At 31.9% G+C, this 13653-nt stretch carries 15 protein-coding genes and 1 other annotated feature; of the genes, 12 read left to right on the forward strand and 3 right to left on the reverse strand.

The window, feature by feature from the left end; genetic code table 11:
* Positions 1 to 10: 10 nt before the first annotated feature.
* From COJ46_RS10615 to COJ46_RS10635, 5 genes are all read left to right on the forward strand, one after another.
* Positions 11 to 787, forward strand: coding sequence for an arylamine N-acetyltransferase family protein (locus tag COJ46_RS10615; RefSeq protein WP_097979161.1), 777 nt, complete (start codon positions 11 to 13; stop codon positions 785 to 787).
* Between the two features lie 158 nt (positions 788 to 945).
* Positions 946 to 1383, forward strand: coding sequence for an RrF2 family transcriptional regulator (locus COJ46_RS10620; protein ID WP_097979160.1), 438 nt, complete (start codon positions 946 to 948; stop codon positions 1381 to 1383).
* Positions 1384 to 1640: 257 nt separating this feature from the next.
* Positions 1641 to 2015, forward strand: coding sequence for a DoxX family protein (locus tag COJ46_RS10625; protein ID WP_097979159.1), 375 nt, complete (start codon positions 1641 to 1643; stop codon positions 2013 to 2015).
* Positions 2016 to 2111: 96 nt separating this feature from the next.
* Positions 2112 to 2675, forward strand: coding sequence for an FAD-dependent oxidoreductase (locus tag COJ46_RS10630; RefSeq protein ID WP_097979158.1), 564 nt, complete (start codon positions 2112 to 2114; stop codon positions 2673 to 2675).
* A 174-nt stretch (positions 2676 to 2849) separates the two neighbouring features.
* Positions 2850 to 3668, forward strand: a complete 819-nt coding sequence (locus COJ46_RS10635) for a DUF2935 domain-containing protein (RefSeq protein WP_420488126.1) — start codon at positions 2850 to 2852, stop codon at positions 3666 to 3668.
* Between the two features lie 132 nt (positions 3669 to 3800).
* On the opposite strand, the gene COJ46_RS10640 is transcribed toward COJ46_RS10635, so the two are convergent.
* The gene (locus tag COJ46_RS10640; RefSeq protein WP_097979156.1) at positions 3801 to 4274 is read right to left on the reverse strand and encodes a pentapeptide repeat-containing protein; all 474 of its coding nucleotides are present in this window, start codon (positions 4272 to 4274) and stop codon (positions 3801 to 3803) included.
* A gap of 198 nt (positions 4275 to 4472) precedes the next feature.
* Positions 4473 to 4746: a binding site (T-box leader), on the forward strand.
* Positions 4747 to 4798: 52 nt separating this feature from the next.
* On the opposite strand from COJ46_RS10640, the gene metG reads away from it, so the two are divergent.
* Positions 4799 to 6436, forward strand: a complete 1638-nt coding sequence (gene metG, locus COJ46_RS10645; protein ID WP_097979155.1) for a methionine--tRNA ligase — start codon at positions 4799 to 4801, stop codon at positions 6434 to 6436.
* 76 nt (positions 6437 to 6512) lie between these two features.
* On the opposite strand, the gene COJ46_RS10650 is transcribed toward metG, so the two are convergent.
* Positions 6513 to 6986 (reverse strand): hypothetical protein, encoded by a 474-nt coding sequence (locus COJ46_RS10650; RefSeq protein ID WP_097979154.1) that lies wholly within the window; start codon positions 6984 to 6986, stop codon positions 6513 to 6515.
* A 206-nt stretch (positions 6987 to 7192) separates the two neighbouring features.
* Between COJ46_RS10650 and COJ46_RS10655 the strand changes: the two genes are divergently transcribed.
* The 4 genes from COJ46_RS10655 (at position 7193) to COJ46_RS10670 (ending at position 11295) form a co-directional block, all read left to right on the forward strand.
* Positions 7193 to 8083, forward strand: coding sequence for a PhzF family phenazine biosynthesis protein (locus COJ46_RS10655; protein ID WP_097979153.1), 891 nt, complete (start codon positions 7193 to 7195; stop codon positions 8081 to 8083).
* Positions 8084 to 8101: 18 nt separating this feature from the next.
* Positions 8102 to 9076 (forward strand): HD domain-containing protein, encoded by a 975-nt coding sequence (locus COJ46_RS10660; protein ID WP_097979152.1) that lies wholly within the window; start codon positions 8102 to 8104, stop codon positions 9074 to 9076.
* A 57-nt stretch (positions 9077 to 9133) separates the two neighbouring features.
* Positions 9134 to 9808 carry a GNAT family N-acetyltransferase gene (locus tag COJ46_RS10665; protein ID WP_097979151.1) on the forward strand — a complete coding sequence of 225 codons (675 nt, stop codon included), beginning with the start codon at positions 9134 to 9136 and terminating at the stop codon, positions 9806 to 9808.
* 158 nt (positions 9809 to 9966) lie between these two features.
* Complete coding sequence (locus tag COJ46_RS10670) at positions 9967 to 11295, forward strand: Na+/H+ antiporter NhaC family protein (RefSeq protein WP_286133689.1); 1329 nt, start codon at positions 9967 to 9969, stop codon at positions 11293 to 11295.
* Positions 11296 to 11356: 61 nt separating this feature from the next.
* Here COJ46_RS10670 and COJ46_RS10675 read toward each other — a convergent pair whose 3' ends face one another.
* Entirely contained in the window at positions 11357 to 11644 is a 288-nt protein-coding gene (locus COJ46_RS10675; RefSeq protein ID WP_097979150.1) for a hypothetical protein, read from the reverse strand.
* A 318-nt stretch (positions 11645 to 11962) separates the two neighbouring features.
* Here COJ46_RS10675 and COJ46_RS10685 point away from each other — a divergent pair, with 318 nt between their 5' ends.
* Together COJ46_RS10685 and COJ46_RS10690 are read left to right on the forward strand one after the other, a co-directional pair.
* A complete protein-coding gene (locus COJ46_RS10685; protein WP_097979148.1) occupies positions 11963 to 12223 on the forward strand; it encodes a DUF1292 domain-containing protein in 261 nt (86 codons plus the stop codon).
* A 214-nt stretch (positions 12224 to 12437) separates the two neighbouring features.
* Positions 12438 to 13646 carry a dicarboxylate/amino acid:cation symporter gene (locus COJ46_RS10690; RefSeq protein ID WP_097979147.1) on the forward strand — a complete coding sequence of 403 codons (1209 nt, stop codon included), beginning with the start codon at positions 12438 to 12440 and terminating at the stop codon, positions 13644 to 13646.
* Positions 13647 to 13653: the final 7 nt, after the last annotated feature.

The raw sequence follows: 13653 nt of genomic DNA on the forward strand, positions 1-13653 counted from the left end.
GGAATCATTAATGAGCGAGCTTAATTTATTGTTTCGAAAAAGAATCGGATTACGTGATAATGAAGTGATTAACTTTAATAATGTAAATGACGTTCTTGAAAAAACTGCTAAAAATATCCCTTTTGAAAATCTTTGTATTATAGGAAATAAAACGAATGAGATCAACCGAGAAAATTTAATTAGTAAATTATTAGTAAAAAATGAAGGTGGTCTCTGTTATGAATTGAATTCATTACTTTATTTATTTCTTCTTGAAAATGGGTTTAACGTGAGGTTAGCAAGAGGAGTTGTTTATGACAATATAGCTCAAAAATATCCTACTTTTGGAAGAACACATGTCACAATCCTATTAACACAAAATGAAGAAACATACTTAATTGATACAGGATTTGGGGCGAATCTTCCTTTAAAAGCAGTTCCCTTATCCGGTGAGATAATTACTTCTAGTAATGGTGAGTTTCGAATTAAAAAAGAAGACACAGAATTCGGGGATTATGTATTGATGTTAAAACTAAAACATAAAGATCCCGATTGGAGAATTGGTTATGCATTTGATTCACGCGATGTCATTTCAGATGTGTCCGAATTTAATGAGATTCAAACAATTATTGCTGAGCACAAGGAGTCTCCATTTAATAAAAACCCTTTAATGACTCAACTGACAAATGAGGGGAATAAAACTTTAACGAATACTTCTTTTACACAATGGATTAACGGTGTAGTTACGAAAGAGGATATTGATGAAATGAGATATAAGGAATTAGCTAAGCAACATTTTGGTCTCTAATAAAAAAATAGATTTACGATCTATTAGTAAACATCTAAATAATTATTGGTGAAAATTGTTAATAACTTTCTTCTAACCATTCTATTGCCTATGAAAATTTAATGTTCTATCATTTGCTTAATAAGTAATCAACCAAGTAATTTTAGGAGTGAAAAGCAATGAGTAGTGCAAACAGAGGTGTCAATATTGGTCCACCTCGTTTTAAAATAGCAGTTCATGCAATAGTTTGGTTGGCAAATAGTGGTGGAATGTTATCTAGCGCAATGATTGCAGAGCAAGTGGATTCTCATGCGACATTCATGCGAAGAGTAATGCAATCTTTATCCTCAGCAGGTATTGTAGAATCCAAAGGTGGCCGTGAAGGTGGTTATATTTTAAAAAAGGCGATTGATTCAATTACCTTAGGTGAAATCTATACTGCTGTTAATAGGGGTCCCATAGAACAAGAAATGTCAGTTGACTGTGGTGAAGCTGCAGAACAGCTAGATTTAGAAATAGAAAGAATACTATTTGAAGCGGAACGCCAGGCTTTAGATTATTTAAAGCAATTTACAATTGAAGATGTTATGAATCGAATTGATTTTTTTAAGGATTAAATTTAGTTTACTAACTTAATAAGGAATAAAAAGTACTAAATAAGCAGGTAACACTGCTTTTTTATTTTGGGTAGACTAAAGACCCAGCAGAAACGTGGAGGCTCAGCTCATGCTATAGCGAGCATCCTTAGTTGAAATCAACAAGACATGACTTATTTAATAAAACATTCTAATCAAAATTTTAGATTGAATAGTTACTTTTGTAGTAATATGTGCTTTTTTCAATTGCATATATATTAGTAAAGGGGTGATAAAAAATGGATATTTTATCAACTATCTTGCAAATTTTATTAGCTCTTATGTTTTTAATTGCTGGTTTAGGTAAAGTTTTTGGTTCAAAAACGAGTGTTGAAAGTTTTAATCACTTGAAATTAGCACAATGGTTCAGAGTAATTACTGGATTAGTAGAATTGGTTGGTGCTGTTTCACTCATTATTGGATTTTGGGAAGAAAGTTGGGTTCCAGCGGGTGGTTTATTATTAGGAGTTGTGGCAATCGGTGGAATAATATCACATATCCGTGTTAAGGATTCGTTTAAACAAACTTTTACAATATTATTATTAGGTATTATTGCGTTTGTACTTTTATGGATTAATTATTCCGATCTCTCAAGTTTCCCGGGATTTAATTAATTTGCAATCAATATATGCAGGATTAATAAGGCGACGATAGAATAATAATGACAGTACTTAAATCAATCTTATATGTAAAAAGGAGCGATTTTAATAATGTATGATATCGTAATTATCGGCGCCGGACCGGCGGGAGCAAGTGCTGCTTTATTTGCAGCAAAAGCTGGTAAAAAAACTCTAGTTTTAGACAACGACAAGAGTATAACGAAAAAAGCTTGGATTGAAAATCATTATGGGGTTTCAGAAATTACAGGTCCAGATTTAATAGAAACAGGAAAAAATCAAGTTAGAAAATTTGGAGCTGAAATGATCCAAGGTACTGTAGGTAACATTGTAAGTACAGAAAATGGCTTCAATATTGAAACCGAAACAGCAACTTATGAAGCTAATCAAGTGATTTTAGCTACAGGCTTAAGTGTGGATTTAGCTGAAAATGTGGGACTAAAAACAAAAGCTGGAACAGAACCTCGCATAAAGACCGTACTTGATGTAGATTCGACTGGTAAAACAAATATAGAAGGAGTATGGGCAGCTGGAACTGTTGCAGGAACAAGTGTTCATACGATTATTACAGCAGGTGATGGAGCAAAAGTTGCGATTAATGTTATTAGTCAATTAGATGGGAAACGATATGTTGATCACGATGTTTTGAAATCATAATCTGATTAAATAAATAATTTAGCATTACTTCTATTGAAGTAATGCTTTTTTTATATACTATTATTAAATTTTGGTAGACTAATAGCTAATCTACTTAAAAAGATGTATCAGTAATAATTCATTTTTTCATCAATATATTAGAAAGTGAAATGAATTATGTTAGGAGGGGTCCGATTGTCGGATGCATTTATAGCACGTTCTTTAGATGAGATTCTGTTTTGGTCTAGGATCATGAAAGAGCATTCACTCTTTCTTAAATTAGGATTTAATTGTGATGATACTGAATTAATTCAAGAAGCAGATCAATTTTATCAAGTCTTCGAAGCAATTGGAAATAAAGCCCAATCATTTTCACTTCAAACGGATCCTCAGCAAATTAAACAGTTTAATAATGAGGTTCATCAAGCAGCTTCTATGATTTGGGCGTATAAGCGAAAAATCCTTAATTTACTCCTTACTTGTAAAATAACGGGCAATAACTTTCCCTTATTAGTTGACCATACAAGTAGAGAAGCAGCTTATTTTGCAAATCGCTTGACTGAATTAAATAATGGTCAACTCCAACCGCTACCTGCTGCAATTATCCAGGAAAATGTTTTCTTTTTAAGAATTATGGCAGACCATGCAAAATTTATCGGACATTTATTAGATCCATCAGAAAGAAAACTAGTAGATCAAGCCAGAGAATTTAGCCATGATTTCGATCAACTTTTATACCAAGCCGTAGATTTAGAATCAATGAGACCACAATCGGAAACAGTTCCTATACTTGATCAATTCCTTGATGAAAACCGTGTATCGGTAAAATCACTTAGAGATTTTAAGAAAACAGCTCGCGACCTAATAGAAGCTTGTAGAATTAAAAGTATCATTCACCCACTGCTAGCAGACCATGTATTTAGAGAAGCAGATCGATTTTTGCATATAATTGACGCGTTCGAAGCACAGTTAACAGGGAATGGAAATAGAAATATTGTACTGGACGACCATTAAGAACACCGCAAGTTACCAAAATAGACACGAAAAAAGAATCTTTAATCAGATTCTTTTTTTATTGCGCGTTGAAATGGGTAGCATAAGTAGAAAAGGGTTTAAATAATTGATAACATACTTTTTATGTAGAAATTATTTCCTCTCACTATAACTCTTTAACAAATCTTCAACTAAAATGCCATTAATTTTCAATCCTGATAAATTACAATTATTAATTTCGACATGACTTAAATCACAGTCCGTAAACTGACTATTTGTTAAATTGCAATTCTCAAATTTAATAGAATTAGAGTGATCGTCAATATTTAAATCATCCGGAATGACAATATTGCGGAAGCTTGTTCCAGCTAAATGAACATGATCAATTATTAAGTCTCTTAAATTACCATTTGTTATTTTTGTATTAGACAAATTAACATCTGAAATTCGAGTTCCGAATAAATTCACGTCATTTAATTCCAGATTTCTCATGTTTGCATTTGTAAATTTCGAATTTGCCAAGCTTACATTATTAAAGTCTAAATTATCAGCTCTTACTTCATTAAAAGTTGAAAAAGACATATCTGTTTTTTGTAACTCAAATAATGCAGTCTTCCAATTTGACATTACCTCTCCTCCTAAAGCTTTGATAATTGAATATATTTAACTTAGTTCCTGAGAATCCTTCACTCTTATTCATTTTTAATTTCGACAAATAGTTGAATCAACTTTTATTTTGTAATTCATACTATATAAAAATCTATAATCGTTTTGAAATAGTTTGACTTTTCAATATCTTTTTTATAAAATCTTTTTAACATTTGAATAAAAGCAATGAAGAGGAAAAGTAGAATAATGTTATTCTTTACAGAGAGCTTCGGTAGCTGAAAAGAAGCATGAATACTTATTTGAACAATGGCCTCGGAGCTTCGTACTGAACGTATATTTCATATTAGTAGGCTACGACAAGAGTTGGCACTTGTTACCAAAGTCACAGTATATAAGCATTTTTATGCTTTTCGTACTTGCAAAGACAAATGTATGCAAATACTTTGTGAACTAAGGTGGTACCACGTGGATATTAAACCTCGTCCTTATCTTTTATAGATAGGGGCGAGGTTTTTTGCATTTATAAATTAGGAGGAATTGGAATGGATATTTTTATTGGAGGAGCTTGGCCTTATGCAAATGGTTCATTACATTTGGGGCATATTGCAGCTTTACTGCCAGGTGATATTCTAGCTCGATATTTTCGTTTGAAAAAAGCGAATGTATTATACGTTTCAGGAAGTGACTGTAATGGGACACCTATTGCTATTAAAGCAAAACAAGAAAATGTAACTTATAAAGAAATTGCAGATCGTTACCACCTTGAATTCGAGGATAACTTTAAGAAATTAGGATTTACCTATGATTTTTATACAAGGACAGACGCACAGCATCATCATCATACTGTACAAGAAATTTTCTTAACTTTATTACAAAATGGGTTAATTTATAAAAAAGAAATTGAACAATGTTATTGTGAAGAATTTGAACAATTTTTACCAGATCGTTATGTAGAAGGAAATTGTCCAAATTGTGGTCAAAATGCGCGTGGAGATCAGTGTGATTATTGCTCTGCTATTTTAGATCCTTTAGATTTATTAAATAAAACATGTAAGTTATGTGGAAATCCTCCATCCGTAAAAAACACAGAGCACTTTTATTTTTCATTAAGCAAGTTACAAGATGAGCTAAAGGAATATGTTGATTTTGCTAAAATGAGTGGATGCTGGCGTTCGAATGCGATCCAATTAACAGAACGATATTTAAATGAAGGGCTACATGACCGAGCAGTATCAAGGGATTTGCCAAATGGAGTAAGCGTACCAGTAAAAGGGTACGAAAAGAAGAAAATTTATGTGTGGATTGAAGCAGTATCTGGTTATTATTCGGCAAGTAAACAATGGGCACTTAGCACGAATCAAGATGTCACCAGCTTTTGGAAAAAAGAAACAATTTCATATTATATTCATGGTAAAGACAATATACCGTTTCATTCAATTATTTGGCCATCTATTTTAATTGGTTTAAAAAAAGAGGCTCTTCCAACTCATATTGTTTCAAATGAATATTTGACGCTTGAGAAGAAAAAACTGTCCACTAGTAAAAACTGGGCTGTATGGGTACCATATTTAATCGAAAAATATCATCCAGATTCAATCCGATATTTTTTAACAATAAATGCTCCAGAAAATAGGGATACTGATTTTTCTTGGAGGGAATTTATTTTTAGTCATAATAGTGAGCTATTAGGCGCATATGGGAATTTTGTAAACCGCACATTAAAGTTTCTTGAAAAGTACTATAATGGTGTAGTCCCAGAAGGGGAAATTGAACAATCAATTAGATTTGATATTAAAGGGCTTTATAAGTCTGTTGGTTCACAGATTGAATCGGCTAATTTCAAAAAGGCCGTGGAGGAAGTATTTGAATTTATTCGATCTGCAAATAAATATTTTGATGAAGCTGCGCCTTGGAAACAAGTTAAGGAGAATTTGATCGAATGTCATAACACGATGGTGAGTTGTGTCTATGCTATTGCCAACCTGGCGCAAATCTTACATCCAATCCTACCTTTTTCGAGTAATGAAATAAAAGAAAAGCTAAATTTACCAAATTTTGAATGGAAGGAAATTTCTCCGTTTTTAGTAAAAATTAACGAAGTAAATCCTCTTTTTGAAAGAATTGATGTAGGTAGAATAGAGGAAGAATTAGAACAGTTAACTAACCAATCGAAAAATTAATAAAAGAAAGCATTAATAATCAGTGTGATCATTAATGCTTTTCTTATTGAAAAATATAAAATAATTGCTAAAGATTTTAATATAGAACGCTTATAAATTCAAAGGCTGTAAAGATAAAAGATCCAAAAATAATGGTTGCTCCTGTTGAAGTGAAATATTCATCAGGATCGATGATTACAGATGTTGTATGCCATCCATCAATATCAGGTGTTGCTTCACCAGTTGTACGTGGGGCAAATTTAATATAAAGCATGAGTAATAGAGCAAATAGACCAACAAACGGTGCAGTAGATGAAAATGGCATATTAAAATAAAGCGCAATTAAAAATGATATAAAATATAAAACTATAATTGATATACTTAATTTTAAGAATTGTTTAAGCCAATAATTGCGTCGATTGATTGGTTGGTCGCGTAATACTTCTTTCATTTTCTGTGCATCCTTGTATCGGAAATATAATCCGACTGGCCATGCAATTAAGAAGCAGATTAAGGTAAAGGCCAAGCATAGTAAAAGTTTTCCTCCGAAAGCTGTTATGAATAATGACATATTTTCCTCCAAAATTTTAATGATAATTATTATTTTATCAAACTTTCAAATTGAAAATATTGGAAAAATGTAAAATCATATAGAAAATGTAATCGTTTTATTTAACCTGTTTAATAATGTATATTGTAAAATGATTGAATATAAGCACTATTCTAGTAATCTCATAAAAATTAGAGTAGATATAAAAAACTAAATGAGGTGAGAAAATGAAAAATATTACTGTTTACCATTACGATGCTTTTAGTAAAGAACCCAATAAAGGAAATCCAGCTGGAGTCGTTTTAGATTGCGATTCTTTGACTGATTATGAAATGCAGGATATTGCGAAACAAGTGGGATTTAATGAAACTTCATTTCTATTAAATTCGAAGGTTGCTGATCATAAAATTCGTTATTTTACACCAGGACATGAAATGGATTTATGTGGTCACGGGACAATGGCAGTAATATATGCTTTGGTCACTAGAGGGGAATTTGAGTTTAAAAGTGAGTTAACAATTGAAACAAAGGCTGGGATTTTGCCAATCAAAATTCATAATTCAAATAATGAGATCTACATAACGATGAAACAAAAAACACCAGAATTTGTAGGGTTTAAAGGCTCGATTGATGATGTAGCGGCCTCAATTGGTCTTAGTGTAGGAGAAATCGATAAAAGTCTACCAACTCTTTATGGAAGTACAGGTGCCTGGAATTTACTTTTACCGATAAAAAAATTATCTTCATTTGAAAAGATGAAACCTAATAATCTACTTTTTCCTAGTATTTTGAAGGAAATTCCAAAAGCGTCCGTTCATCCATTTTGCTTAGAAACATACGATTCAAATGCAGATTTTCATGCTCGCCATTTTTCTTCTGCATTTTCAGGAACGATTGAAGATCCGGTTACAGGCACTGCCTCTGGGATTTTAGGAGCTTATTATGCTAAGTATATTAATAATGATGTTAATGATGCAATTGAATTAGTTGTTGAGCAAGGAACTGAAATTCAAAAAGACGGGCGTGTAACAGTAAATGTAAAAAGAGTAAATTCGTCATTTGACATAGAAATTACTGGAAATGCTGTATATGTTAAGGAGATGGAATTTCAAATATAAAATGAACAGGAGTACAGTATGTTTTTGAGCGATAAGCTATATGGAGAATACAATATTGATCAAGTTCTTGTTGAATTAATCGATACAAAACCAATTCAACGGTTAAAAAGAATTCATCAAGCTGGTGCTACCTTTTTAGTGGATCAGCATTTTAATGGTACTCGATATGACCATTCTATTGGCGTTATGCTGTTAATAAAAAGGTTAGGGGGTTCGGTCAAGGAACAAATAGCGGGTTTATTACATGATGTTTCTCACACGGCATTTTCCCATGTTATTGATTTTGTTTTTGATAATAGTGAAGAAAATTACCATGAAACAATCTTTGAAAAAGTAATTTTAGATTCGGAGATTCCTTCTATACTTGAAAAATATCATATCGATATGAAAGAAATTTTTGATATAGATAATTGGGAAATACTTGAAAAAGAGCTTCCGAAGCTATGTGCAGATCGAATAGATTATACATTAAGAGATATGCATACATATTTTGGAACAACTAAAAAAGAAATTGAAGTATTTTTAAATTCATTAGTTATTGTAAATGGAGAAATCTGTGTAAATTCTATTGAAATAGCGGAGTGGTTTACAGTGATTTATTATAAACTTGCTATTGATTATTTTTTAGGTCCGATCAGCATTTATTCATATGATTCACTTGCAAAGATTATTAAACTGGCATTACAAAAAGATATTATTAAGTTAAACGATTTATTATTGGACGATATGCAGTTAATGACATTAATTCAAGAAAACAATGTTCAAGAAATTCAAGAGTTAATAAACAGTTTATATGCAAAAGTTGAGCTCGAAGAAAATGATCAGGATTATGATATTCATCGAAAAGCTAAAAGAAGGATTATCGATGTGCCTGTATCATTAGACGGAAAAACTGTCCAACAATCATCTCTTTTATCAGACAATATAGCTAAAATGAATAAGATCGCAATTGAAAAGTCTGAAAAAGGAACATTTGTAAAAATTAAAAGATAGAGTAAAAAGAAATTTGAAGTATGTAAATTAACTAGTTTGAAGCCAGGGGGAGTCTTTTTGAAATCAGAGCTAGAACTTATGGAAATGCATATTAACGTATTATTTAAACACGATGAAGTTGGAAAAATAACAAAAATAAATGAACCACCATATACAAAAGCACCACGGTTTTATATTGGAAGCACCAAAATTGGAAATGTGAAAAGGTTTTTAGATAGTCTTAAAAATGAAGAACTAATTGAATTAGAGAAGGCCTTAGACACGAACTATAGTATACCTATAGTAAATATCATGCAGATTTTAAGTGAAACTCATCAGATAGACAGTTTATGGATGGGGCCGGCATATGTATTTCAAACAGTTGGCAAAGCATCATCGAAAGCAATAAAAATTACCCGGGCAAATAAACAATTTTTATTACCAAACTTTCCTTATACATATGAGGAGCTAGAATTTAAAGAACCATGTTATGCAATTATTGAAAATGACATAGCTGTGTCGATTTGCTGTAGTGCCAGACAATCAGCTGAAGCTGCTGAAGCAAGCGTATATACGCTCGAGGATTTTCGTGGAAAAGAGTATGGATTAATCGTTTCAAATGCTTGGGCTGCGGACATCCAACGCCAAGGACGAACTGCTTTTTACAGTACATCTTGGGATAATTATGCATCGCAGGCAATCGCACGAAAATTAAAATTAGTTCAATATGGAACGGATTTACATTTTAGTTAAAAGCATCAGTATTTTAGTGCAAAAGCATTACTTCTTATATTGAAGTAGTGCTTTTTAATTGAAATATAAGTGTATTATTAATTGAAAGCTAATATAATTATGAATGATATTTAATCAATTTAATGTAATAAATCTGTTTGAAAGAAGGGGAAGAAGTGTTGGAGAACCAATTTTCAGTTAAACAGGCAAGTTTCCTAATATTAGTAACTTTGACTGGAATTATTAGTTCCGTCATATTACAAATCTCTCTCGTATTTGGAATTTTACCAGGATTAATTTTTTTAATCGTATTAAGTTTAAAAAGAGGATATGAAGTTAGAAATATTATGAAGTTAAGCTATCAAGGGATGGGAAAAGTTAAAATTGTTCTCTTTATCTTATTTTTAATTAGCTTTTTACTTCCATCGTGGTATTTATCAGGAACGATAACATCGATGGTTTCGATTACTTTACAGGCAATAAATCCACATCATTTTTTTGTGTTTTGTTTTCTAACGACGATGATTTTTTCAATGATTTTGGGTTCGTCGATTGGAACATTAAGTGCCTTAGGAGTTCCCCTTATTAGTAGTGCCATATTACTGCATATACCTGTGGAAATATCGGCTGGAGCGGTTATTTCGGGTGCATTTGTTGGTGATCGAACATCACCTTTTTCAAGCGCACATCAACTTTTAGCTAATATTCTTGAAACAACTGTCAAAAAACAAGGTAAAGCGATGCTTTTTACATCCATTACTGCTGTAATCGTAACAATCATATTTTTTAGCGTAATGGATTTACAGTTTGCGCAAGAAATTACCCAGACACATCATGAAATCGTGAGCAATAAGAATATTTCATTCATTCAATTTATTCCTCCGATTTTATTAGTTGTACTTGTTTTATTTCGAATCAATATTATTTACTCGTATGTCATTAGTATTTTGTCTGGAAGTTTAATAGCTTTGTTTAATGGCACTTCTTTTAGTAAAATTGTAAATTCTTTTTGGCACGGAATTAATGGACTTGGTGGAGGGCTAAGTCATATGTATAGCTTGTTATTGTTTATTGCTGTAGCAGGAATTTATAATGCGTTATTGGAGGAGCTTAATATCATTCAGCCGATGTTGGATAAATGGCTTCAAACTTCAACTTCAATGCTATCCGATTCTTTAAAAACAATTGGTGCAACAGCTGTTATATGCGTAATAGCAGGTAACCAAACGATGCCTATTATTTTAACAGGGCGATCTTTTTTAGCGCATTGGTCAAATAAATATAACAAAGAAGAGTTGGCTCGGTTAATGGCGGATACAACTTTATTATTTCCAGCAATGATCCCTTGGAATGTTCTTGCAATCATGAGTAGTACAGTCATTAATATGAAGTTACATGAGTATTTACCTTATGCAATATTCTTATGGCTTCTTCCGTGCTTAACGATTTTCATCAATGTATTTAAAAAAGTTAAGACTTACGAAACGAAGTATGAGGTCAGTTCTTAATCAGCAAGGGTAAAACATAGAAAAAGAGATAAATAGCTAATATGCTATCTATCTCTTTTTTTCATACAACACTAGCAGACTGTATTTCCTTTAATTGTCTAACAGTAATACTGTATTTTGTTCGTATAGCTTCTAATTCCATAATAGCAACATCAATGTATTCGGGATCGGCATAAATAAAATTAATTTCTTTTAGCTCTAAAAGTTTTTGTAAGCTTCTTAACTCATTATGTAAAAGTTGTGATGGCGTTTCATCAATTATTTGGTTTTTAGTAAAACGTTGAAAGAATGATTTAAAATTGACAGTTTTTCTTCTAGATTGTTCTTGACCCGTTATTAATTTTGACATTCAGTAATCCTCCCTAAATATAGAAAATATCTACTATAGAAGACATAGGCTTGTCCAACTTAATAAACTTGAAAGAAACTTTTGAGTTGGTTGTTCTAAATCTTATTACAGCGTTGGTAAAAATATTCATGTATATTTTAAAAAATAAATTTTTTACTAAAATTGATTCTCACAAAAAAGATGGTTTAAAAATAGAACGATTTAGAAAAGCTTTAAGTGTATTTACAATTTAACGTTTTGCATCATTCTGTTACACTAAAGGAACATAAAGGTTTTTCTTTATGCAAAATTAATTTGAAATAAGTGAGGTCAAGATTTATGGAAAAGATTGAAGTAGGCGAAATTCTTACACTTAGCTATGATGAAGGTGACGAGCAAGATTACGAAGTACTAGGCTCAATTACAATTGAAGGTCATGAATACATAGCAGTAGGTTTACTAGAAGAAGTAGAAAAAGAAAGTGAAGAGGATATTGACGTTTTCTTCTTAAGAGTCGAAGAAGATGGCGAGTTTTATGATATTGAAACAGAAGAAGAGTTTGAAAAAGTTTCAGCTGCTTTTGATGAAGTCTTAAGCTAATAAGATTAAAAAAAGTAGGATTAAAGCATTGGAATACGGGCAAGGATATGGGGAGTATTTCGTAATTTCAATAAAGGTAGAACACTTGTAGATCATACAAAGTGTTCTTTTTTGTATGTTTATGTAGAAATATGTAGGTTTTATTAAAGAATTGGAGTACAAACTATTAAATTTTCGGTATACTACAAATAGCAATTATATTAGGAGGAAGCTTATGCAATTTTCATTTAGAAATTACGCTTTCCCTTTGATTTTACTTTGTTGTATCATCATAGGTTCAGTCATCGGATATACTCATGAAAGCGTAGGAGTTGCCCTTAAGCCAATAGGGGATTTATTTTTAAATTTATTATTCGTAGTAGTTGTACCACTTGTGTTTTTCTCTGTAGCTTCAAGCTTTGCAAATGGCGGGGGAGAAAAATTCGGTAAGATTATGCGAAATATGTCAGGGGTATTTTTATTTACAGGTATTATTGCAGCGATCATAATGCTTGTTGTTATGAAAGTTTATCCACCTGCACATGGGGTTCATATCCCAATTGTTAAGCCAGATGCAACTGATAAAGTATCAGTTGCGGAGCAAATTGTAAATACATTTACGGTGAATGATTTCTCAGGCTTGTTTACTAGAAGCAATATGTTAGCAATTATCGTTTTTGCTGTATTAGTCGGTTTAGCAACGAATAAAGCTGGTGATAAAGCGGACATTGTTAAAAAATTATTATCAAGTGGTAATGTAGTGATCATGAATATGGTTAACTATATTATGTATCTAGCACCGGTTGGACTTGGAGCTTATTTTGCTTATCTTGTTCCGACATATGGTAAAGAATTAATAGGTTCATATGAGCGAGTTTTTGTTTTATATTATGTAACTGCTATTCTATTTTATTTTATCGTTTATAGTATTATTGCTTATATGGCTGGTGGTAGTTATGGATTTAGAATTTATTGGAAAAATGTATTACCTTCAACGTTAACATCTCTAGGAACTTGTAGTAGTGCAGCAACGATTCCAACAAATTTTGAATCAGCTGAAAAAATGGGTGTATCTAAAAATATTAGAGAGACCGTTATTCCTTTAGCTAGTGCACTACACAAAGATGGATCTGTTATGGGTGGAGTCGTAAAAATTGCTTTTGCATTTGGTGTATTTGGAATGAATTTCTCTGGTTTGAATATTTATCTTGTAACAATCGGTATTGCATTACTAGTTGGTATGGTAATGGGAGCAATTCCAAATGGTGGAATGATCGGGGAAATGTTAATTCTTTCTCTGTTTGGGTTACCGGTAGAATCTTTACCAATTCTTGCAGCAATTAGTACGTTAATTGATCCGCCTGCAACAATGTTAAATGCAACAGGTGATTTATCTGTGAGTATGTTAGTTGAGAGATTGACTAACGGGAAAAAGGCTGTATAAAAACGAA

The sequence above is a fragment of the Bacillus sp. AFS077874 genome (assembly GCF_002566505.1).
Taxonomy (GTDB): Bacteria; Bacillota; Bacilli; order Bacillales; family Bacillaceae_G; genus Gottfriedia.